This is a genomic window from Nitrobacter sp. (assembly GCF_051535235.1).
Classification (GTDB): domain Bacteria; phylum Pseudomonadota; class Alphaproteobacteria; order Rhizobiales; family Xanthobacteraceae; genus Nitrobacter.
In genome coordinates this window covers 406,458-428,614 of sequence record NZ_JBPPLZ010000001.1, presented here as the reverse complement: position 1 = coordinate 428,614, position 22,157 = coordinate 406,458, and the positions used below count along the sequence as shown (strand labels likewise).

The following is a 22,157-nucleotide window of genomic DNA, read 5'->3' as shown; positions in this document are numbered from 1 at the left end:
GCGCAGATAGCTGAACGGCTATGCTGGAGTGCGTGTCGCGATTCGCGAAATCCGCCGCGGGCTACTCGTCGTCATCATAGTGGTGATAGAAGCCGGGATCCGGCGCGACATAGCGCGGACGATCGTAGCGGTATTGGCCGCCGTCATCCTCATCGTCGTCATCATGCCAGCGTTCGACATAACGCTGCGCGCGCGTGCGGTAGCAATTCCCGTAATCGTCGCAAACCATACGCATCGGAGCGACTGGCGCGAGCTGCGGGGGCTCGCCGGCATAGGAGAAGTCGGCGGCGGACGCCCGAAACGCGACCAGCAAACTCGCGGCCGCAACAAGAAGGCTCATCCTCAACATGTGAATTTCCTCGTGGTGCGCTAAGAGACCGCGCCAAATCGAATCACCGGGCCGGGCTTCGAATTCCCTCCGCAAGCGCGACGGCTCTGGCGCCGCGGAGCCAGCCAAGTCCGCCGAAGCTGCCGGGCGGCGGTGGCCAAATTTGGAACCTGGTCGGGCTTCTCGGCGGCGCGATGACCGCCGTCTCGCCGCATTCTTCAGTCTTCCTCACGGACAAAATGGGGAGCGTAAAATGAAAATCGTGAAAGTCGTCGCTGCGGCCGCGTTGGCGTTACCGCTGCTGTCCTCGGCGGTGCTGGCGCAGGAGCGCGCCGGCGACGCTGCGCTGGGTGCCCTGTCGGGCGCGGTGGTGCTGGGTCCGGTCGGGGCGCTCGCGGGCGCGGTGGTCGGCTACACCGCCGGGCCGTCGATCGCGCATTCATGGGGAATGCGTCACTCCTCGAGACGACCGCACCAGCGATCAGCCAGACGATCGCAACGGCGGCTGACCACTGTGACCGATACCCGCCGCGCACCGCCCGCGCAGACGGGAAGGCCGCACGCCCCATCGGCAGCAGCGGCCACGCCGCGCGCCGTCGACCTCGAACCGACGATGCCGCCGGTGCAGGCCCTGGATTGACGACGCGTTCTCGATTCCGGTTCTTGATTCTCAAGGCTTGAATTTGAGAGGCTCAAGTTGATCCGGCGCGGGCCATGACGGTCGCGCGGCGCCTTCGCGTTTTGAATAAGCCGTGCCCTCGACTTGATCCGCTATCGGTTCGTTAAGAATTCGCTTCGAATCGGAATCATGCCCGCTTCTGATTTCGTCAGAAGCGGGAAACGCGCCGGCGACGCGAGCGAGCGTATTTTGACGACTCAGGGTCCCGCCAGAGTCGCATTTCGTCGCCGTCAAGGCGTGTACATCTCGCCGCAAAAAAGTTAAGCAAGAATCGGACCAATCTTGGACCGGTCTTGGCATGGCGCTGACTCAGAGACTCGAATTCCGACAGTCCCAGTCGCTGGTGATGACGCCGCAGCTGATGCAGGCGATCAAGCTGCTGCAACTGTCGAATCTCGACCTTGCCGCATTCGTCGAGAGCGAGCTGGAACGCAACCCGCTGCTGGAACGCGCCGGCGACGACGGCTCTGGTTCAGCGGCGGCGGACTCCACGCCTTCCGAAGCGGCTGCCGGCTTTTCAGACAGCGAGGCCGCGGCGTTCGGGGATGACGGCGCGGGCGATCGCACGGGCGGCCGGGATTCCGAATCCGCGTCTGAGGAGTGGATGAACCGCGATCTCGGCAGCCGCACCGAGATCGAGCACACTTTCGACAGCGGTCTGGAGAACGTCTTTCCGGAAGAGCCGTCCGAAGCCGCAGCGCGAACCGCGCAGGATTCCGCGCCGACCACGTTCACCGAATGGGGCGGCGGCGCTTCGAGCGACGACAGCTACAATCTCGAAGCCTTCGTCGCCGCGGAGGTGACGCTCGCCGAGCATCTCGCCGAACAGCTCGCGGTCGCGGTCACAGAGCCGGCGCAACGCATGATCGGACGATATCTGATCGATCTCGTCGACGATGCCGGTTACTTGCCGCCCGACCTCGGCGAGGTCGGCGACAAGCTCGGCGCCGGCGCAGGCGACGTCGCAGCCGTGCTGGCGGTGCTGCAGACCTTCGATCCGCCGGGGATCTGCGCCCGCAACCTGAGCGAATGCCTTGCGATCCAGTTGCGCGAGAAGGACCGCTACGATCCGGCGATGCGGGCGCTGATCGAGCATCTCGACGTGCTGGCGAAACGCGACTTCGCCGCCCTGCGCAGGATCTGCGGGGTCGATGACGAAGACCTCGCCGAGATGATCGGAGAAATTCGCCATCTCGATCCGAAGCCCGGATTGAAGTTCGGCACCACGCGCACGCAGACCGTCGTGCCGGACGTCTACGTGCGGCCGGGCCCGGACGGCGGCTGGCTCGTGGAACTCAACAGCGATACGCTGCCGCGCGTGCTGGTCAACCAGAGCTACTATGCGGAACTGTCGAAGACGATCCGCAAGGACGGCGACAAGACCTATTTCACCGACTGCCTGCAGAACGCCACCTGGCTGGTCCGCGCGCTCGATCAGCGCGCCCGCACCATTCTCAAGGTGGCGACCGAGATCGTGCGCCAGCAGGACGGCTTTTTCACGCACGGCATCGCACGCCTGAGGCCGCTCAATCTCAAGGTCGTGGCAGACGCGATCCAGATGCATGAGTCGACGGTGTCCCGCGTCACCGCCAACAAATACATGGCGACGAATCGCGGCATCTTCGAGCTGAAGTATTTCTTCACCGCATCGATCGCCTCAGCCGACGGCGGCGACGCCCATTCCGCGGAGTCCGTCCGCCATCACATCAGGCGGCTGATCGACGCGGAGGATCCGGCGGCCGTCCTGTCCGACGACACCATTGTGGAACAATTGCGCGCAGCCGGCATCGATATCGCCCGCCGCACCGTCGCGAAATATCGCGAGGCCCTGCGCATTCCCTCCTCGGTGCAGCGCCGCCGCGACAAGCAGAACCTGCCCGGCAAACCGGGAACGGCGTCCCCGCCGACCGACCGCTCCAGCGACGCCACGCCGGCTTGATTGCGCGCCCGCCACGCCCGATAATCCATTCCTACTCATGATGGACGAGGCGTGCCATGACACTTCGAATCTCGGGCAAGAGCATCAATGTCGGCGAGGCGCTGCGCGGGCGCCTCAGCGGTCGCACCGACGAAGTTCTCCGAAAATATTTTGACGGAAAGTATTCGGGTCATATCACGCTAAGCAAGGATGGTTTCGGGTTCCGTACCGACTGCGCGCTGCATCTGGATTCCGGAGTGACGCTCGAAGCCGAATCCAACGCCGCGGACGCCTATCTGAGCGCCGATCAGGCGCTGCTGCAGATCGAGAAGCGGTTGCGCCGCTACAAGAGCCGCCTCAAGGATCGTTCGGCCCGCAAGGCGCATGCCGCGGCAGAAGCGATCGCCGAGCTCGACGCGCCGAGCTACGTCATCGAGGCGCCCGCCGTCGACGGCGAGGAGGAGGTCACCGCCTTCAATCCGGTCATCATCGCGGAAGCCACGACGTCGCTCAGGCGGCTCTCGGTCAGCGAGGCGGTGATGGAGCTCGATTTCACCGGTGTGCCCGTGCTGGTTTTCCAGCATGGCTCCAGCGGCCGCGTCAACGTGATCTATCGCAGGCCTGACGGAAATGTGGGCTGGATCGACCCGCCGGCGGTCAACGGCTCGGCGTGACCAGCCGCAATTGACGCCCGGGCCGCCGATCCCTATGGTCCGCGGCCCTTCGGGATCGGTTTTCCACCGGGCAGGGACAAAAGTTCAGGAATTGGCATCGGGCTCGCGTTAGACTATAAGGCCGGTCACCCGGCCGGAGGGCCGCGAACCATGTGCGTTTGCCCTGATGTGGGCTCACGCAGTTGCTGCTTGTCTGACGTGTCTTTCGCAACCTGACGGCAAAACTCACCTCGGAACGTCATATGATGATTACCGACCTGGTCGCACCCGAGGCGATCATTCCTGCATTGAAAGTCAACAGCAAGAAACAGGCGCTGCAGGAACTGGCCGCGCGCGCTTCTGAATTGACGGGGCAGAACGACCGCGCCGTTTTCGAGGTCCTGTTGCGGCGGGAGAAGCTCGGAACCACGGCGGTCGGCTACGGCGTCGCGATTCCGCACGGCAAGCTGCAGAAACTCGACAAGATATTCGGCCTGTTCGCACGGCTCGACCGCCCGATCGATTTCGAGGCGATGGATGGCCAGCCGGTCGATCTGATTTTCCTGCTGCTGGCGCCCGAGGGCGCCGGCGCGGATCATCTGAAGGCCTTGGCGCGAATCGCAAGGCTGCTGCGCGATCAGGACATCGCCAACAAGCTGCGCGCCTCGCGCGATGCAGAGGCGATCTATTCCGTGCTCGCGCTGCCGCCGGCGACCGTCCCCTGAGCTGCTGCGAATCAACCAATCACACCGGCTGATGGTCCGCTTCCAGCATTCGCAGCCCTTCTCCGCGGGCTCTTGCGGCTGCTGAAATGCGCGAACGCAAATGCACTCCATAAAACGACGATGATTTCGGGGGCGAATCAATCCAAAATCATGGACGGATCGATTCGGGTATTTTTGAAAGGAATGGAGCAAAACCGCCGGCGTTTTTCGGGCCGAGCATGTCTCATCTGGAGCATGCTTCTGATTCAATCAGAAGCGAAAATGTTCTAGAGAGATTCTTAGTTCCGGCGGAACGATCGTCGAAGTCCCCTCCTCCACCGGACGATACGGCGAAGCTGGAGCCCGTTGGCCGCCGCTGACAGAAATCATCGACAATCCATCCGGAGTCATGATGCCTTTTGCGATATCCATCCTGCTGATCTGCGCCTTCGCTCTCGCGGTCACGACGCCGGCCGGCGCGGCGGATCCGAGGCTTCTTGCAAGCCTCGGCAAGCTTGATCCGCAAACACGGCTGGAACAGGTCTGCGACCTCGCGGCAGTCGAACACATCGGCAAGAGCGGAAATCTTCCGAAACCAGATCGCGCCAAATCCAACGTCATTACCCCGCCACGGCATCACGGCGACACGATCGAAGCCAGCGGCGGCGCGTTTCGCAGTGGCGGAAAATGGTACGCATTCTCGTACAGATGCAAAGCATCGCCCGATCATCTCAACGTGCTGTCGTTTACCTATCGCGTCGGCGCGATGATCCCGAAATCGAAGTGGCAGGAATACGGGCTGTGGGACTGAGCGGTTCTCAAGGCCGCACTGTCGTATGAAAATGCTCTCAGTCGATAACTTGCGCGCATTGATCGCAAAACCGGCGTCTGCTTTCGCGGAATAAGCGCCAAAAACTTTTCGTCACTCTTGAAGCCGCGTTAGAGCCATTCCGGCTTTGATGAAATCAAGCCGGGCTCCTTACGCGAACGGGCGGCGGCTACCGCTTGAAAATGCGATAGCGGCTGTCGGGAATCCAGTAACGCGAGGAGAATTTGCGGATGCTGGATTCCGGGTTCGTCGCTTCGCGACGCCCCGGAATGACGAGAACAAGTACTCAGTCAGTCCTTCACCACCCGCACGGCGCCGAGCGCCGCGCTGGTGGCGTGGGCGGCGTAGGCTTTCAGCGCCATCGAGATGTGGCGCTTGCGCGGCACGGCCGGCTTCCACGCCTTGTCGCCCTTCGCCTCCATCGCTACGCGGCGACGCTCGATCTCGGCGTCGTCGACCGCAAGATGCACCTTGCGATTGGGAATGTCGAACTCGATCGTATCGCCTTCCTCGACAAGGCCGATCGCGCCGCCCTCCGCCGCTTCCGGCGACGCGTGGCCGACCGACAGGCCGGCGGTGCCGCCGGAGAAACGGCCATCGGTGATCAGCGCGCACTGCTTGCCGAGACCTTTCGATTTCAGATAGCTGGTCGGATACAGCATCTCCTGCATGCCGGGACCGCCGCGCGGGCCTTCGTAACGGATGACGACGACGTCGCCTGCCTTGATCTTGTTGGTGAGAATGGCGTCCACCGCGGCGTCCTGGCTTTCGAAGATGCGCGCGGGACCTGAGAACTTCAGGATGCTATCGTCGACGCCGGCGGTCTTCACGATGCAGCCGTCGCGCGCGATATTGCCGTAGAGTACGGCAAGACCGCCGTCCTTCGAGAAGGCGTGCTCGGCATCGCGGATGCAGCCCTTGGCGCGGTCGGCGTCGAGTTCCTCGAATCGCCTGTCCTGGCTGAACGCGACCTCGGTGCGCACGCCGCCCGGCGCGGCCAGATAGAAATTGCGAACGCTGTCGCTTTTCGTCCGCTTGATGTCCCAGCGTTCCAGCGCGTCGTTCAGCGAGGCGCTGTGAACCGTCGGAAGGCTGCTATCGATCAGGCCGGCGCGATCGAGTTCGCCGAGGATGCCCATGATGCCGCCGGCGCGATGCACGTCTTCCAGATGCACATCCGCCACCGAAGGCGCGACCTTGCACAGCACCGGCACGCGACGCGACAGCCGATCGATGTCCTTCATGGTGAACGGCACTTCGCCTTCGTAAGCCGCCGCGAGCAGATGCAGCACGGTGTTGGTGGAACCGCCCATCGAGATGTCGAGCGTCATCGCGTTCTCGAACGCCTTGAAGCTCGCGATCGCGCGCGGCAGCGCGCTGCCGTCGTCCTGCTCGTAATAGCGCCGCGCCAGATCCACGATCAGGTGGCCGGCCTCGATGAAAAGGCCCTTGCGGTCGGCGTGGGTGGCGAGCACCGAGCCGTTGCCGGGCAATGCGAGGCCGAGCGCCTCGGTCAGGCAGTTCATCGAATTGGCGGTGAACATGCCCGAACACGAGCCGCAGGTCGGACAGGCGGAGCGCTCGATCACCTCGACCTCGGCGTCGGTGACCTTGTCGTCTGCGGCGGCGATCATGGCGTCGATCAAATCGATCGACTTGACCTTGCCGTTGAGGTTGACCTTGCCGGATTCCATCGGACCGCCGGAGACGAACACCGATGGAATGTTGAGGCGCAGCGATGCCATCAGCATGCCGGGCGTGATCTTGTCGCAATTGGAGATGCAGACCATGGCATCGGCGCAATGCGCGTTGACCATGTATTCGACGCTGTCGGCGATGATCTCTCGCGAAGGCAGGCTGTAGAGCATGCCGTCGTGGCCCATGGCGATGCCGTCATCCACCGCGATGGTGTTGAACTCCTTGGCGACGCCGCCGGCCTTCTCGATCTCGCGCGCCACGAGCTGGCCGAGGTCCTTGAGGTGCACATGGCCGGGCACGAACTGGGTGAAGGAATTCACCACGGCGATGATCGGCTTGCCGAAGTCCTCGTTCTTCATGCCGGTGGCGCGCCACAGTCCGCGGGCACCGGCCATGTTGCGGCCGTGGGTGGAGGTTCGGGAGCGATAGGCGGGCATGGGTTTTTTCCCGGACGTTCAACAGTTTGGCGGGACCATACAGCCCCGCCACCGGAGGCGGCAAACAGAAAAGCGGCTGCGCTGAACGCGCCGCCGCTTTCCGCTAACTCGTTGCTCCGCACCGGCTTGGCGCAGGATCAGTGCACGCTGACAGCCTGCAACTCGTTGCTCCAGGCGCTCGCGACCGCGGCCTCGCGCGAATCGGTGAGCATGATCGGCGTGCCGTCGGCGGCATGCAGCGCGAACAGCATCAGGCCGGGCGCGATTTTCGGGGCCTGCGGAAACAGTTCCGGCACGTCCTCGGAACGAACCTGCTTCACGTAGGCGATATGGCCTTCGCCGAGCTGCGCCAGCGTCTCGATCGAGACGCCTTCGGGTCGGAATGTGGAACTCACTTCACTCATGGTCTCGACTCCTTCTGTAGACTAAGCGGTCGAGTCCGCTACTCGTTGCACTCGGATGCATGATTTTCACCGGTCCTTGCCTGTCCGGGCCATGCATTATTCGTGTTCATTGATCGCGATTGTCTTAACGACCCTTTCAGGTTCCGGCCTGGCCAGATCGACTGACAATAGCCCGTTTTTCAGGTCCGCGCCCAGCACCAACATCCCCTCCGCCAGCACGAAGGTGCGCTGGAAGTGGCGCGCGGCAATGCCGCGATGGATGTATTGCCGGGCCTTCTCCTCCTGTTGGCGCCCCCGGATCACAAGCTGATTTTCCTCAATGGTCACATCGAGTTGGTCTCGGGTGAACCCCGCCACCGCCAGCGTGATCCGCAGGCGCTCCGGCTCGCCGTTGTTACGGTCGCACCGCTCGATGTTGTAGGGAGGATAGCCGTCGGCGCCTTTCACGACGCGGTCGAGCGCACGCTCAATCTCGTCGAATCCCAGGAGAAATGGACTGGACAACGAAGGAACACGAGACATCACAAAGTCCTCTCGAAGCGACTTTGACGTGCACGGTCCTGTCGGATCGTGCGCTGGGGCCCTTGCGGCGCCCCGTTCGGCCGTCCGGGGCTTCCCGGTCGGTCAGAGCGAATATGGCGATGATTTGCACGCTGTTCAAGACGTCCGGCCCACCGGCCAACACTTTGAAATCGGGTCAGGAATCAAGCCGCTTACGGCCGCAGGCGCTGAACAGATGCAGCTTGTCCCGCACTGCAACCGCGCGAACCCGCTCGCCGACCGACGGACCGCCCTGACCCGGGATGCGGACCAGAATCTCGCCGGGAAGCGATTGGTCCGGTCTCGCGCTCGCAGTCCGCGCGCCGGCGGCCGGCCGGTCGCGGACACCATAGACATAGGTTTCGGCTCCCACCTGTTCGATCGTCTCGACGGTCAGTTCCAGCGCGACGCCGCCGGGGGGAACCGGTTCGTCGGTCAGCACCAGATCTTCCGGCCGGACCCCGAGTATGCCTGACTGAGCTCCCGCGCCGGCGAGGCTTATATCGCCGCCCGGCAGGGGGATGAGGTTCATCGGCGGCGCGCCGATGAACGATGCCACGAAGGTGGTGGCGGGCTTCCGGTAGATCTCCAGCGGATTGCCGATCTGCTCGACAAGGCCGCCATTCATCACCACCAGAATGTCGGCGAGCGTCATCGCCTCCAGCTGGTCGTGGGTCACGTAGAGCGAGGTGGTCTTCAGCCGGCGTTGCAGTTTCCGGATCTCGACCCGCATGGCGATCCGGAGCTTCGCATCGAGGTTGGACAGCGGCTCGTCGAACAGAAACAGCTTCGGCTGCCGCACGATCGCGCGTCCCATGGCGACGCGCTGGCGCTGGCCGCCGGAGAGTTGCTTTGGCTTGCGATCGAGCAGCGAGCCGATTTCGAGAACCTGCGCAGCCTCGTGCACACGGCTGTCGATCTCCGGCTTGGCCATGCCGCGGTTGCGCAGGCCGTAGGCCATATTGTTGTAGACGCTCATGTGCGGATAGAGCGCATAGTTCTGGAACACCATCGCGATGTCGCGGTCGGCCGGTCCGATCTCGTTGACGATACTGCCGCCGATCTCGATCTCGCCCGAGGTGACGGTCTCCAGGCCTGCCACCATGCGCAGCAGCGTGGACTTGCCGCAGCCGGAAGGGCCGACCAGCACGCAGAACTGTCCGTCGCCGACTGCGAGGCTGATGCCCTTAATCGCCTCGACATTGCTGGCATAGGTCTTGCGGACGTTGCGGAGCGTGATGTCAGCCATGTGAACTCACTTCTCCGTCTCCACCAGTCCGCGCACGAACAGCTTCTGCATCACCACGACGATGAACACCGGCGGAAGCATCGCGAGCACCGCGGTCGCCATCACCACCGGCCATTCGGTCAGCGCATCGGAGGTGACGATCATCTTGCGGATTCCGATCTGGATGGTCTGCATGTCGTCGCGGGTGGTAATCAGCAGCGGCCACAAATACTGATTCCAGCCGAGGATGAACAGGATCACGAACAGCGCCGCCATGTTGGTGCGCGACAGCGGCAGCAGCGTATCCTTGAAAAAGCGGAACGGACCCGCGCCGTCGATGCGCGAGGCCTCGAGCAGCTCGTCCGGCACGGTCATGAAGAACTGCCGGAACAACAGCGTCGCGGTCGCCGAGGCGATCAGCGGCAGTGTCAGTCCGGCATAACTGTCGAGCAGATGCAGATCCGCTGCGATCTTGTAGGTCGGATAGATCCGGACCTCGACCGGCAGCATCAGCGTGATGAAGATCAGCCAGAAAATCGTCATCCGGAACCGGAAGCGGAAATAAACCACGGCATAGGCGGAGATGATCGAGATCGCGATCTTTCCCACAGCGATCAACATCGCCATCACGAGCGAGTTGAACAGCATCACGAGCACGGGCTCACGCGTGGTGCCGGACGAGCCGACGAACAGCGTCTTGTAAAAGGTTTCGAGGAAGTGATTGCCCGGCAGCAGCGACATCTGGCCGTTGGCGATGGCTGCGGTGTCCTGCGTGGTCGCGACGAAGGCGAGATAGACCGGAAAGGCCACGATCAGCACGCCGATGCAAAGCACGACATGCGGGATCAGGTTGCCGAATTTCCGATGCTCGATCATCAGTAATTCACCCTGCGCTCGACAAAGCGGAACTGGATCGCGGTCAGCACGATCACGATGCCCATCAGGATCACGGACTGCGCCGCCGAGCCGCCGAGATTGCCGCCGAGCAGGCCGTCCTGGTAGACCTTGTAGACAAGCGTCTGGGTGGCGTTCGCCGGTCCGCCCCGCGTGATGGTGTCGATGATGCCGAAAGTATCGAAGAAAGCGTAGACGATGTTGACGACAATGAGGAAGAAGAGCGTCGGCGACAGCAGCGGGAAGATGATGGTCCAGAACCGCCGCGCCGGTCCCGCGCCGTCGATCGCCGCGGCCTCGATCACGCCCGTCGGAATCGCCTGCAGGCCGGCGAGAAAAAACAGGAAGTTATAGGAAATCTGTTTCCATGCCGCGGCGAGGACGATCAGCGCCGCCGCCTGATTGCCGTCGAGCAGCGGATTCCAGTCGAAGCCCATGGCGCGCAGTGCATGCGCGATGATGCCGAGCGATGGGTTGAGCATGAACACCCAGAGCACGCCCACCACGGGCGGCGAGATCGCATAGGGCCAGATCAGCAACGTGCGGTAGACGATGCTGCCGCGCAGCGGCCTGTCGGCCATGACGGCGAGCAGAAGGGCCAGCGAGAGCGACGACAGCGCGATCAGAAAGGAGAACACGAAGGTGCGGACCACGGCGTCGAAATAGTCCGGCTGGCTCAGCACGTCCTTGTAGTTGTCGAACCAGACGAAAGTTGTCGACAGTCCGAAAGCGTCCTGCAACAGGAACGACTGAACGACCGCCTGCACGGCGGGCCAGTAGAAAAAGATCAGCACCACGGCGAGTTGCGGCGCGACCAGAAGATAGGGCAACAGACGCGACTGAAAGACGGTTTGCTTCTGCATGAAGGCCCCGGAGCGTCATGCCCGGGCTTGCCCCGGGCCTCCATCATCTTCGCAGGATTGCCGGATCAAGTCCGGCAATGGCATGCCGTCGGCCTGGTCGACAGCCTCACTTCACCGCCGTCTTCTCGAACTGACGCAGCATGACGTTGCCGCGCTCCACCGCGGCATCGAGCGCCTGCTGCGCGGTCTTCTTGCCCGCCAGCGCCTGCTCGATCTCCTCGGCCCAGACGTCGCGCAGTTGCACCATGTTGCCGAGCCGCAGGCCGCGGGAATTCTCGGTCGGCTCCTTGTTGGTCAATTCCTTCAACGGCGTTTCGAGATAGGGATGGTCCTTGTAGAAGCCCTCCTCTTTGGCCTTGGCATAGGCGGCCTTGGTGATCGGCAGATAGCCGGAGACCTTGTGGATATAGACCTGCCGATCGGTATCGGAGAGGAAGGCGAGGAACTTGGCGACGCCCTTGTAGACCTCGGGCGATTTGCCGCCCATCACCCACAGCGATGCCCCGCCGATGATCGAGTTCTGCGGCGCGTCCTTGACGTCGGGATAGTAGGGCATCGGCGCGTTGGTCCAGTGGAATTTGGCCTGCTTGCTGACATTGCCGAAGAAGCCCGACGAGGTCAGGAAGATCGGACATTCTCCCGACGTGAAACGCCCTTCTCCGGTGTTGGTCCGTCCGGAATAATCGTAGGTCTTGTCCTTCTGCAGGTCGATCAGGTTCTGCAGATGACGCACCTGGAGCGGACCGTTGAACACCAGCCTGGTGTCGAAACCGTCGAGACCGTTGGCCTTGGTCGCGAGCGGCACGTTGTGCCACGCCGAGAGTTGCTCGAGATTGACCCAGGTCACCCAGGCATTGGAGAAGCCGCAGGTGGTATAGCCGGCCGCTTTCAGTTTCCTGGCGTCGTCGAACACTTCCGGCCAGGTCTTGGGAATCTCGGCAATGTTGGCTTTCTTCAGCGCGTCGAGGTTGACCCACATCACGGTGGACGACGAGTTGAACGGAAACGACAGCATCTCGCCCTTGGAGGTCGAGTAGTAGCCGGTGATAGTCGGCAGATAGGCCTTCGGATCGAACTTCTCGCCGGTCTCGGCCATCAGCTTGTAGACCGGCTTCACCGCCCCGGTCGCCGCCATCATGGTGGCGGTGCCGACCTCGAACACCTGCAGAATCGCGGGCGCGGTGCCGGCCCGGAACGCCGCGATGCCGGCGTTCATGGTGTCGGCGTAGCCGCCCTTGTAGGTCGGGACCACCTTGTAGTCGCTCTGCGAGGCATTGAAGTCATTGGCGAGCTTGACGATAACGTCGTTGTTTCCGCCGGTCATGGCGTGCCACCAGTGGATTTCCGTCAGGGCGTGAGCGGGCGTCGCCAGGCCGAGAACGGCGGCAATCGCGACCGCCCCGGCAAATCGTCGAATACCCATCATTTTCCTCAAGGGTTGGCCGTTATCTTCGTTTCGCGCGATACGGCGCTGGATAACCTGCAAACGATCCTGAAAGCGAAAGGAGGATACCGGGCAAACTGCATCCAGGGAAAGGTCAAATCGAGGAACTCAACCACTTGTATGAAACGGAACGTATCGCGGTCGGGTTCCATCTCGTGACGCAGGATCGGACGGAATCAGCAATCCATCGCGCCGGGCACCCGCGTCTGTACCCATGTCTTTGGAATGTCAGTTCTTTGGAATGCCAGCGAAGAAAGCCGGACGCAGGTCTGTTCAAGCGATCCCGGGACATCGGTCGGACGATGGTGGAGCCAGGCGGGATCGAACCGCCGACCTCTTGCATGCCATGCAAGCGCTCTCCCAGCTGAGCTATGGCCCCAAGATCACGATGATTCCGGATCGATTCGATCCGGAATCGTGAACGTGATCATTTCCAATATTCCAGAGCGCGCTGCGGGCGGAAAACCGCACCACACTTTTCCTCATCCCGCTCCAGACCGGTCCGCACCAAATCAGCAGCGCGGCCCTAAAGACCCCTGAACCACAGTTCAGGGTCGATCTCAAGTCTCCTCGTCGTCTCCGACGTCGCCGATGATATCGGTCACGTCCTCGTCGCCCTCTTCCTCGTCGGCGATGAAGGTTGAGTCGTCGTCCTCGTCGTCGTCGAGGGTGTCGTCGATCTCGATATCATCCTCGGATTCCGGGACAACTGCCTTCTTGACCTTGCCGGTGTTTTCCTCGGCGTCGGCCTCCTCCAGCGAAACCATCTCTTCGGCTTCCGCCGGCTCCGGCGTCGCATCGGACGCGGAAGCCGCGGCAGCGGCGGCGCGCGCAGCCTCGCCGCGGGTTCGCATCGGCGCCACGACGATCGGTACGACTTCGCCGGTATAGGGCGAGATCACCGGGTTCTTGTTCAGATCGTAGAACTTCTTGCCGGTGGTCGGGCAGATGCGCTTGGTTCCGAGCTCTGATTTGGCCACGTGGGGAATCCCGGGATATTCTTGAAAAGCGGAGCTTCACTTGGCTAGTTGCGACGGCCCTGTCAATAGCGCTTTGCAGACCCCAGCCGCGGGCGTGACGCGCAGCCGCCCCTGTGATACCAGCCGCCCACAACAGGAACCCGTGATCTTGACTCATTCCGGCCAGCCGATGCCGCTCGAAGCGCGAAAATGCCAGTCCCTGACCGGCCGCGTCCGGGTGCCCGGCGACAAGTCGATCTCCCACCGGTCGCTGATCCTAGGCGCGCTGGCGGTCGGAGAAACCCGGATCTCGGGCCTTCTCGAAGGCGAGGACGTGCTCAACACCGCCAAAGCGATGCGGGCGGTGGGGGCCAGGGTCGAGCGCATGGACGAAAAAGGCGGAATCGTCTGGTCGGTGCGCGGCGCCGGCACCGGCGGATTCGCAACCCCGGCAGCTCCGCTCGATTTCGGCAATTCCGGCACCGGATGCCGTCTCGTGATGGGGGCGGTTGCCGGTTGTCCAATCACTGCGACTTTCGATGGCGACAGTTCGCTGCGCTCGCGGCCGATGCGGCGTATCCTCGATCCGCTGGAATTGATGGGCGCGCGGGTGGTCTCGCAAAGCGACGGCGGCCGCCTGCCGCTGACGCTGAAAGGCGCGCGCGATCCGCTGCCGATCGTGTATCGCACGCCGGTCGCCTCGGCGCAGATCAAGTCGGCGGTGCTGCTGGCGGGATTGTCCGCGCCGGGCGTCACCACCGTCATCGAAAGCGAGGCCAGCCGCGACCACACCGAGCTGATGCTGAAGCATTTTGGCGCGACCATTGTTTCCGTGCCGGATGGCGCGCACGGGCGCAAAATCTCGCTGACCGGACAGCCCGAACTGCACGGCGCCGCGGTCAGGGTGCCGGCCGATCCGTCGTCGGCCGCGTTTCCGGTCGTCGCCGCCCTGATCACCGCAGGCTCTGATGTTGTGTTGACCGACGTGATGACCAACCCGGTGCGAACCGGGCTGTTCGCAACACTGCGCGAGATGGGCGCCTCGATCGAGGAGAGCGAGACGTGCAGCGATGCCGGAGAGCCGATGGCGCAACTGCGGGTGCGCGCCTCGAAACTCCGAGGCGTCGAGGTGCCGGCCGAGCGAGCGCCGTCGATGATCGACGAATATCTCGTGCTCGCGGTCGCGGCCGCCTTTGCCGAGGGCACTACCGTGATGCGCGGCCTGCACGAATTGCGCGTCAAGGAATCCGACCGCCTTCAGGCGACAGCAGCCATGCTGCGCGTCAACGGCGTCGCGGTCGAGATCGCCGGCGACGACCTGATCGTCGAGGGACGCGGCCATGTGCCGGGCGGCGGTCTGGTCACGACCCACATGGATCATCGCATCGCGATGTCGGCGCTGGTGATGGGATGCGCGTCGGACGCGCCGGTCAAGGTCGACGACACTGCCTTCATCGCCACCAGTTTCCCGGATTTCATTCCGACGATGCGGCGGCTGGGAGCGGATTTCGCATGATCATCGCCATCGACGGACCCGCGGCATCGGGAAAAGGCACGCTCGGCAAGCGGCTGGCGGCGCATTACCACTTTCGCCATCTCGACACCGGCGTAATTTATCGTGCCGTCGCGAAAGCCCTGATCGACGCCGGCGCGGACCCGGCTGATGAGGAGCGCGCAGTCGCCGCCGCGCTCGAACTCGACCCGGAAAAATTCGGCCATCCGGCCCTGAAAACCCGGGCCATCGGAGAGGCGGCGTCAGTGGTATCGGTATTCCCAGGGGTGCGCGAGGCGCTTCTGACCTTTCAGCGCCAGTTTGCCACCGAGCCGCCCGGCGCGGTGCTCGACGGACGCGACATCGGAACCGTGATCTGCCCCGACGCCGACGTGAAGATCTTCGTGGTGGCCGATCCGGTCGTACGCGCCCGCCGGCGCACGCTGGAGGCGCGCTCGCGCGGCGAGGATGTCGACGAGGCGGTGGTTCTGGCAGACATCCTCAAACGCGACGACCGGGATCGCAACAGGCCCGTCGCGCCGCTGAAGGCGGCCGCCGACGCCCACGTGCTCGACAATTCCAACCTCGATATCGAGGCCGGCCTGAAGGCCGCCATCGCCATTGTCGAGGCGGTCAGGGCAGGACGCTGAATCTGGCGCAAGCGGGACCGGCGTTTCAGCGCTCCTTCCTGAAACGCAATCCGCGCTTGCCGCAGAATGTCTCAGGCGCTATATCCACGGCGTCCGGGCCGCCACCGATAATGTCGGGGCCGTCCGAGCGGGCCGGCCGGAGTTTCAAGCTCTCGCCGTCATTGGAGGAACGCCCCGCTCAAGGTCTTGACCCTCGATCGTTTTGCGATCGTCGAAGGTCCCGGAGACATTCATCGTTTCGAACGTGAAGGCTGCTGCCGGCTCGTCGTTGCATGTTCCCGCACGACGGTCGTCAGGATTGCGGACCCCTGACCCTTCCCGCGCGAAACGCCCGTCAACCTGAACCGCCGGCAATTATCCCGCTTGGAGAACAAATGGCTTCGACTGATACCTACAACCCGTCCCGTGACGATTTTGCCGCAATGCTCGACGAGTCCTTCGCCGGCGGCAACCTGCAGGAAAGCTCCGTCATCAAGGGCAAGGTGGTCGCGATCGAGAAGGACATGGCCGTCATCGACGTCGGCCTCAAGACCGAAGGCCGCGTGGCGCTGCGCGAATTCTCCGGACCCGGCCGCGAAAGCACGCTGAAGGTCGGCGACGAAGTCGAAGTGTTCCTCGACCGCATCGAGAACGCGCTCGGCGAGGCCGTGCTGTCGCGCGACAAGGCTCGCCGCGAGGAAAGCTGGGGCAAGCTCGAAAAGGCGTTCCAGAACAACGAGAAAGTTCACGGCGTCATCTTCAATCAGGTCAAGGGCGGCTTCACGGTCGATCTCGACGGCGCGGTCGCCTTCCTGCCGCGCTCGCAGGTGGACATCCGTCCCATTCGCGACGTCGGCCCGCTGATGAACAACACGCAGCCGTTCCAGATCCTCAAGATGGATCGCCGCCGCGGCAACATCGTCGTGTCGCGCCGCACCGTGCTCGAGGAAACCCGCGCCGAGCAGCGCCAGGAACTGGTGCAGAACCTCGAAGAGGGCCAGGTGATCGACGGCGTGGTCAAGAACATCACCGACTACGGCGCATTCGTCGATCTCGGCGGCATCGACGGCCTGCTGCACGTCACCGATATCGCGTGGCGCCGCGTCAATCATCCGACCGAGGTGCTGGCCATCGGTCAGACGGTGAAGGTCAAGATCATCAAGATCAACCACGAGACCCACCGCATCTCGCTCGGCATGAAGCAGCTGCTGGACGATCCGTGGCAGGGCATCGAGGCGAAGTATCCGCTCAACGCCCGCTTCACCGGCCGCGTCACCAACATCACCGATTACGGCGCGTTCGTCGAACTCGAGCCGGGCATCGAGGGCCTGATCCACGTTTCCGAGATGTCGTGGACCAAGAAGAACATGCACCCCGGCAAGATCGTCTCGACGTCGCAGGAAGTCGAGGTGCAGGTGCTCGAGGTCGACAGCGTCAAGCGGCGGATTTCGCTCGGTCTCAAGCAGACCATGCGCAATCCGTGGGAGGCGTTCGTCGAAAAGCACCCGGTCGGTTCGACCGTGGAGGGCGAGGTCAAGAACAAGACCGAGTTCGGCCTGTTCCTCGGCCTGGAGGGCGACGTCGACGGCATGGTCCATCTCTCCGATCTCGACTGGAAGGTGCCGGGCGAGCAGGTCATCGACAACTTCAAGCGTGGCGACATGGTCAAGGCCGTCGTGCTCGACGTCGACGTCGAGAAGGAACGTATCTCGCTCGGCGTCAAGCAACTCGAAGGCGACCCGTTCGCCGAGCCGGGGGACGTCAAGAAGGGCGCGGTCGTGACCTGCGAGGTGCTCGAGGTGAAGGACGGCGGCATCGAGGTGCAGATCGTCGGCACCGAGTTCCAGACCTTCATCAAGCGCTCGGAACTGGCGCGCGACCGCAACGACCAGCGCACCGAGCGTTTCGCCGTCGGCGAGAAGGTCGATGCCCGCGTCATCCAGTTCGACAAGAAGGCCCGCAAGGTGCAGGTCTCGATCAAGGCGCTGGAAGTCGCCGAAGAGAAAGAAGCCATTGCGCAATATGGCTCATCCGACTCGGGCGCGACGCTGGGCGACATTCTCGGCACCGCGCTGAAGCAGCGCACGGACAAGTAAGCCTCAGGCTTCCCTGTTGCAGCAACCAAGGCCCCGGTTTCGACCGGGGCCTTTTTATTTTGCAATGACGCTTGGCCGCGGAACCCGAACGCCCGTGTTTGCGTTTTATGGGACACGCAGGTTTTCCGCGAGTCCAGGTGGACGCCGGAGAGCAGGATGAGCAGATGAGGAAAAGTGTGCAGCGGTTTTCCGCCCGCATCCCGCTCTGAAATTATTACGAATCGATCACGATCATGATTTTGGATCGCTTTGATCCACCATCGTGATCCAGGCCCCCGGAGATGATGGATCAGCGAGTGCGCTCTAGATCGTCTTTTCCGGCCAGCGGCACAAGTCGTTAATCAGGCATACCGCACAGCGCGGCGATCGCGCCAGGCAGGTATAGCGTCCGTGCAGGATCAGCCAGTGATGCGCATGCAGCATGAATTCGTCCGGAATCACGCGCTCGAGTTCGAGCTCGACTTCGAGCGGCGTCCTGCCCGGTGCCATGCCGGTGCGGTTGCCGACGCGGAAGACATGGGTGTCAACCGCCATGGTGTGCTCCCCGAAAGCCATGTTGAGCACCACGTTTGCGGTCTTGCGGCCCGCGCCGGGCAGCGATTCGATTCCGGCGCGGCTGCGCGGGACTTCGCCGTTGAAATCCGTGAGCAGTTTTTCCGACAGCGCGATGACATTCCGCGCCTTGTTGCGATAGAGCCCGATGGTCTTGATGTAATCACGAACCTTTTCCTCGCCGAGCGCCAGCATCTTGGCGGGTGTGTCGGCGACAGCGAACAGCGCGCGAGTCGCCTTGTTGACGCCGGCGTCGGTCGCCTGCGCCGACAACACCACCGCGACGAGCAGCGTGTAGGGGTTGAGATGTTCGAGCTCGCCCTTCGGCTCGGGATTGGCCTTGCGGAAACGCACGAAAGCCTCCCGGACTTCGGCACGCGTCCAGGGTCTCAGGGACGGCACGCGCGACGCCGACCTCCGCGCGGCCGGCCCGGCGACGGCCCTGACGGTCTTGGCGACGGTTTTCGCCTCGGCTGTCGGCGCCGGTTTCCGCAGCTTTTTCACCGCCGGAGCCTGCCTCGATTTCGCCGCAACGGATTTTTGCTGCCGAGAATCCGCCACAGGGCCCTTTGCGAGTTTGGTCGCCCGTTCTCGCGCGGGCTTCAGCGTTGCAAAGGTGCGACGGGTGTTTTTTGACATGATCATGGTATAGTGGTTTCCAATGGCATTAGACAGTAACTTGGCTGGTCGTCCGGAGCTCGCCGAGCAGACGCTGTTTTCGGCGCTGCTGACGCCACACCGCTCGTTGAACCGAGCCCGTTTCATGGTGCTGATGGCGGTTCTGACCCTGGGGAGTTTTGTCGCAGGAATGATTTTCCTGATGATGGGCGCTTGGCCGGTGTTCGGCTTTTTCGGTCTGGACGTCCTCGCCATCTACTGGGCATTCCGGGTCAACTTCCAGCGCGCCAAGGCCACCGAGGAAATCTCCATTACTCACCTCGAGTTGCGGGTGCGCCGCACCACCCACCGCGGTCACATCGTCGAATGGGTCTCCAATCCGCTATGGGTGCATCTCGAAAAGATCGTGCACGAGGAATTCGGCATCGAGCGGCTCTATCTGGTTTCGCGCGGCCGCCGGATCTCGATCGCAAATTTTCTTGGCCCGGATGAAAAGTTGAGTTTCGTCAAAGCCTTCTCCAACGCGCTCCAGATCGCGAAGCGCGGTCCGATCTACAATCCGATCACCTAGAGTCTTTCCGCTTGTGATGGAATCAGAAGCGGGCTCCACGATTTTGTTTTGACGCGTTGTCCTCACGCGAACTTATCCCGCCCTCGGGCCAGGCCCGAGGGCATGCCTCGCTCGAAAACGCAATAAAAGCCGTCGCGGGAATCGGGTGGCCGCGACAAGGCGATCGCCCTACATTCCAAGCATGGTGACGCTCGCAAAAGAACTCGCTCCGACCGATCCGCGCCTCGCAAGGCCCGGCTCACAAAACGCTGCATTGCGCGATTACGATTCGGTGCGTCGCGCGATCGCCTTCATCTCAAAATTCTGGCGCACGCAGCCGACGGTCGAAGCGATGGCCGATGCCGCCGGTGTTACTCCGGACGAGTTGCATCACCTCTTTCGCCGCTGGGCGGGGTTGACGCCGAAAGCCTTCATGCAGGCGCTCACGCTCGACCACGCCAGGAGACTGTTGCGAAAATCGGCCAGCGTGCTCGACGCAGCCCTCGACTCCGGCCTGTCCGGTCCGGGACGCCTGCACGACCTGTTCGTCACGCATGAGGCGATGTCGCCCGGCGAATGGAAGAACGGCGGCGCAGGCACGAGGCTCGCCGTCGGCTTTCATCCCTCACCGTTCGGGACAGCGATCGTGATCGCCAGCGACCGCGGCCTTGCCGGATTGGCTTTCGCCGACCCCGGCGATGAGCAGACCGCCCTGACCGATATGAAGCGTCGCTGGCCCAATGCGACCTATGTCGAGGACCACGCCCGAACGGCCGCGCTCGCGCAGCGAGTGTTCGACACGGATCTCTGGCGAGCGGATCAGCCGCTGCGCGTGGTTCTGATCGGCACGGACTTCGAGGTCCGGGTCTGGCAGACCCTGCTCAGGATTCCCATGGGCAATGCCACGACCTATTCAAACATTGCCGCTGATATCGACCGCCCGAAGGCGTCGCGCGCCGTCGGCGCTGCGGTCGGCAAGAACCCGATATCGTTCGTGGTGCCCTGCCATCGCGTGCTCGGCAAGAGCGGCGCGCTGACCGGATATCACTGGGGAATCACCCGCAAGCAGGCGATGCTGGGTTGGGAAGCCGGCCAGACCGGCCTCGAATGAGGCGTTTCAGGCCGCGAGATCGAGCTTCGAGGCCACGGTCGCATCGGCGTTCAGCCGATAGATCACAGGCGCGCCGGTCGCAAGCTCGCGCTTGAGAATCTGCTCCGGCGACAACTTTTCCAGCACCATGACGAGCGCGCGCAGCGAATTGCCGTGCGCTGCGACGAGCGTGCACTCGCCGCGCAGCACGCATGGCAGGATTTCCTGCACGAAGTATGGCAGCGTGCGCGCCAGAGTATCCTTCAAGCTCTCGCCGCCGGGCGGCGGCACGTCATACGACCGGCGCCAGATCAGCACCTGCTCTTCGCCCCATTTCTTTCGAGCCTCATCCTTGTTGAGGCCGGCAAGGTCGCCGTAGTCGCGCTCGTTCAACGCCTGATCTTTCCTGACCGGAATTCCGGTCTGGCCCAATTCCTCCAGCACGAGGTCGAGCGTGTGCTCGGCACGGATCAACAGCGAGGTAAAGGCGATGTCGAACACAAAGCCCTGCGCCTTCAGCTTGCGTCCTGCCTCCCTCGCCTCGGCCACGCCGAGTTCGGTCAGATCAGGATCCTTCCAGCCCGTGAACAGGTTCTTCAAATTCCATTCGCTCTGGCCGTGACGCACGAGCACCAGAAGACGTTCGCTCATTCTGCCTGTTCCCGCTTTCTTCAGTCCTGATAGCGCCAGACGCTAGACGTCGCCAAGCCCGAGCACGTCGGCCATCGAATAAAGGCCGGGTGCCTTGCCCTGCGCCCACTTTGCGGCTTTCAACGCACCATGCGCGAAGATCATCCGGTCTTCGGCGTGATGGGCCAACGTTATACGCTCGTAAGGGCCCGCGAAAATGACGCTATGGTCTCCGGACACGGTGCCGCCGCGGAGCGCGGCAAAACCGATGTCACCCGATTTGCGGGCGCCGGTAATCCCATCACGCCCACGCGCTGCGTGCTGGTCCAGCACGATCTTGCGGCCGTCTGCCGCCGCTTGTCCCAACATCAGCGCGGTGCCGGAGGGCGCGTCGATCTTGGCCCGGTGATGCATTTCAAGAACTTCGATATCGAAACTTTCGTCCAGTGATTGAGCCATCCGCTTCACCAGCGCGGCGAGCAGATTGATGCCCAGGCTCATGTTGCCCGATTGCACGACCACCGTGCGGGAGGTCACGCTCTTGATGACCGCCATATCCGAAGCCGACAGGCCCGTGGTGCCGATGACGTGAACCAGGCGACGCTCGGCGGCGATGGCGACGTTCGCGATGGTTGCCGCTGGAACCGTAAAATCCAGGATACCGTCGGCATTCGCGGCCATCGACCAGAGATCCGCCGAGACTTCGATTCCGTTGGCGGGAAGGCCGGCCAGAACACCGGCGTCCTTTCCAACCAGCTCGGATCCCGGCGACTCCAGCGCGCCCGCCAGCACCGCACCGCTGGTTTCCGTCATCGCGCGCACCAAGGCGCGACCCATCCGGCCGCCTGCTCCCGCAACAATCAAACGCATGTCGGCCACGAACCAAGTCCTTAAAAACGCTCTCCGGGTATAGCGGGGGTCG

At 63.1% G+C, this 22,157-nt stretch carries 22 protein-coding genes and 1 tRNA gene; 10 read left to right on the top strand and 13 right to left on the bottom strand.

Annotated features, from left to right (window positions below; all coding sequences use genetic code 11):
• Positions 1-61: 61 nt before the first annotated feature.
• Complete coding sequence (locus tag ACS3WA_RS02105; RefSeq protein ID WP_438276897.1) at positions 62-340, bottom strand: hypothetical protein; 279 nt, start codon at positions 338-340, stop codon at positions 62-64.
• 241 nt (positions 341-581) lie between these two features.
• Here ACS3WA_RS02105 and ACS3WA_RS02100 point away from each other — a divergent pair, with 241 nt between their 5' ends.
• The 5 genes from ACS3WA_RS02100 (at position 582) to ACS3WA_RS02080 (ending at position 5,093) form a co-directional block, all read left to right on the top strand.
• Positions 582-968, top strand: coding sequence for a DNA-directed RNA polymerase subunit N (locus tag ACS3WA_RS02100; RefSeq protein ID WP_438276896.1), 387 nt, complete (start codon positions 582-584; stop codon positions 966-968).
• Between the two features lie 337 nt (positions 969-1,305).
• Positions 1,306-2,946 (top strand): RNA polymerase factor sigma-54, encoded by a 1,641-nt coding sequence (gene rpoN, locus ACS3WA_RS02095; protein ID WP_438276895.1) that lies wholly within the window; start codon positions 1,306-1,308, stop codon positions 2,944-2,946.
• Positions 2,947-3,002: 56 nt separating this feature from the next.
• Positions 3,003-3,599 carry a ribosome hibernation-promoting factor, HPF/YfiA family gene (gene hpf, locus ACS3WA_RS02090; protein ID WP_438276894.1) on the top strand — a complete coding sequence of 199 codons (597 nt, stop codon included), beginning with the start codon at positions 3,003-3,005 and terminating at the stop codon, positions 3,597-3,599.
• 242 nt (positions 3,600-3,841) lie between these two features.
• Positions 3,842-4,303, top strand: coding sequence for a PTS IIA-like nitrogen regulatory protein PtsN (ptsN, locus tag ACS3WA_RS02085; protein ID WP_438276893.1), 462 nt, complete (start codon positions 3,842-3,844; stop codon positions 4,301-4,303).
• A gap of 391 nt (positions 4,304-4,694) precedes the next feature.
• Positions 4,695-5,093 (top strand): DUF930 domain-containing protein, encoded by a 399-nt coding sequence (locus ACS3WA_RS02080; protein ID WP_438276892.1) that lies wholly within the window; start codon positions 4,695-4,697, stop codon positions 5,091-5,093.
• A 308-nt stretch (positions 5,094-5,401) separates the two neighbouring features.
• On the opposite strand, the gene ilvD is transcribed toward ACS3WA_RS02080, so the two are convergent.
• From ilvD to ACS3WA_RS02035, 9 genes are all read right to left on the bottom strand, one after another.
• Positions 5,402-7,246 (bottom strand): dihydroxy-acid dehydratase, encoded by a 1,845-nt coding sequence (gene ilvD, locus ACS3WA_RS02075; RefSeq protein ID WP_438276891.1) that lies wholly within the window; start codon positions 7,244-7,246, stop codon positions 5,402-5,404.
• A gap of 137 nt (positions 7,247-7,383) precedes the next feature.
• A complete protein-coding gene (locus ACS3WA_RS02070) occupies positions 7,384-7,650 on the bottom strand; it encodes a DUF1150 family protein (protein ID WP_438276890.1) in 267 nt (88 codons plus the stop codon).
• Positions 7,651-7,746: 96 nt separating this feature from the next.
• Complete coding sequence (locus tag ACS3WA_RS02065) at positions 7,747-8,172, bottom strand: Hsp20 family protein (RefSeq protein WP_438276989.1); 426 nt, start codon at positions 8,170-8,172, stop codon at positions 7,747-7,749.
• A gap of 175 nt (positions 8,173-8,347) precedes the next feature.
• Positions 8,348-9,439 carry a sn-glycerol-3-phosphate import ATP-binding protein UgpC gene (locus ACS3WA_RS02060; protein WP_438276889.1) on the bottom strand — a complete coding sequence of 364 codons (1,092 nt, stop codon included), beginning with the start codon at positions 9,437-9,439 and terminating at the stop codon, positions 8,348-8,350.
• A 6-nt stretch (positions 9,440-9,445) separates the two neighbouring features.
• Positions 9,446-10,294, bottom strand: coding sequence for a sn-glycerol-3-phosphate ABC transporter permease UgpE (ugpE, locus tag ACS3WA_RS02055; RefSeq protein WP_438276888.1), 849 nt, complete (start codon positions 10,292-10,294; stop codon positions 9,446-9,448).
• Complete coding sequence (gene ugpA / locus ACS3WA_RS02050) at positions 10,294-11,175, bottom strand: sn-glycerol-3-phosphate ABC transporter permease UgpA (protein WP_438276887.1); 882 nt, start codon at positions 11,173-11,175, stop codon at positions 10,294-10,296. Before ugpA ends, ugpE begins: the two co-directional genes overlap by 1 nt.
• A gap of 106 nt (positions 11,176-11,281) precedes the next feature.
• Positions 11,282-12,598 carry a sn-glycerol-3-phosphate ABC transporter substrate-binding protein UgpB gene (gene ugpB, locus ACS3WA_RS02045; RefSeq protein WP_438276886.1) on the bottom strand — a complete coding sequence of 439 codons (1,317 nt, stop codon included), beginning with the start codon at positions 12,596-12,598 and terminating at the stop codon, positions 11,282-11,284.
• A 324-nt stretch (positions 12,599-12,922) separates the two neighbouring features.
• Positions 12,923-12,998: transfer RNA gene (locus tag ACS3WA_RS02040), tRNA-Ala, on the bottom strand.
• A 181-nt stretch (positions 12,999-13,179) separates the two neighbouring features.
• Positions 13,180-13,599 (bottom strand): TIGR02300 family protein, encoded by a 420-nt coding sequence (locus ACS3WA_RS02035; protein ID WP_438276885.1) that lies wholly within the window; start codon positions 13,597-13,599, stop codon positions 13,180-13,182.
• A 148-nt stretch (positions 13,600-13,747) separates the two neighbouring features.
• Here ACS3WA_RS02035 and aroA point away from each other — a divergent pair, with 148 nt between their 5' ends.
• The 3 genes from aroA to rpsA all read left to right on the top strand — a co-directional run bounded on the left by aroA (position 13,748) and on the right by rpsA (position 17,795).
• On the top strand, positions 13,748-15,094 hold the full coding sequence (gene aroA, locus ACS3WA_RS02030; protein ID WP_438276988.1) for a 3-phosphoshikimate 1-carboxyvinyltransferase: 1,347 nt from the start codon (positions 13,748-13,750) through the stop codon (positions 15,092-15,094).
• Positions 15,091-15,720, top strand: coding sequence for a (d)CMP kinase (gene cmk, locus ACS3WA_RS02025; protein ID WP_438276884.1), 630 nt, complete (start codon positions 15,091-15,093; stop codon positions 15,718-15,720). The genes aroA and cmk overlap by 4 nt, the downstream gene beginning before the upstream one ends.
• A gap of 374 nt (positions 15,721-16,094) precedes the next feature.
• On the top strand, positions 16,095-17,795 hold the full coding sequence (rpsA, locus tag ACS3WA_RS02020; RefSeq protein WP_438276883.1) for a 30S ribosomal protein S1: 1,701 nt from the start codon (positions 16,095-16,097) through the stop codon (positions 17,793-17,795).
• A gap of 303 nt (positions 17,796-18,098) precedes the next feature.
• Here the strand turns inward: rpsA and nth are convergent, their stop codons facing one another.
• Positions 18,099-18,986: an endonuclease III gene (nth, locus tag ACS3WA_RS02015; RefSeq protein ID WP_438276882.1), complete on the bottom strand. Its 888-nt coding sequence runs from the start codon at positions 18,984-18,986 to the stop codon at positions 18,099-18,101.
• A gap of 22 nt (positions 18,987-19,008) precedes the next feature.
• Between nth and ACS3WA_RS02010 the strand changes: the two genes are divergently transcribed.
• Complete coding sequence (locus ACS3WA_RS02010) at positions 19,009-19,536, top strand: DUF2244 domain-containing protein (protein WP_438276881.1); 528 nt, start codon at positions 19,009-19,011, stop codon at positions 19,534-19,536.
• Positions 19,537-19,717: 181 nt separating this feature from the next.
• Positions 19,718-20,626: a methylated-DNA--[protein]-cysteine S-methyltransferase gene (locus ACS3WA_RS02005; RefSeq protein WP_438276880.1), complete on the top strand. Its 909-nt coding sequence runs from the start codon at positions 19,718-19,720 to the stop codon at positions 20,624-20,626.
• A gap of 6 nt (positions 20,627-20,632) precedes the next feature.
• Here ACS3WA_RS02005 and ACS3WA_RS02000 read toward each other — a convergent pair whose 3' ends face one another.
• Positions 20,633-21,256 (bottom strand): 2,3-bisphosphoglycerate-dependent phosphoglycerate mutase, encoded by a 624-nt coding sequence (locus ACS3WA_RS02000; RefSeq protein ID WP_292610712.1) that lies wholly within the window; start codon positions 21,254-21,256, stop codon positions 20,633-20,635.
• Positions 21,257-21,298: 42 nt separating this feature from the next.
• On the bottom strand, positions 21,299-22,114 hold the full coding sequence (gene dapB, locus ACS3WA_RS01995) for a 4-hydroxy-tetrahydrodipicolinate reductase (protein ID WP_438276879.1): 816 nt from the start codon (positions 22,112-22,114) through the stop codon (positions 21,299-21,301).
• Positions 22,115-22,157: the final 43 nt, after the last annotated feature.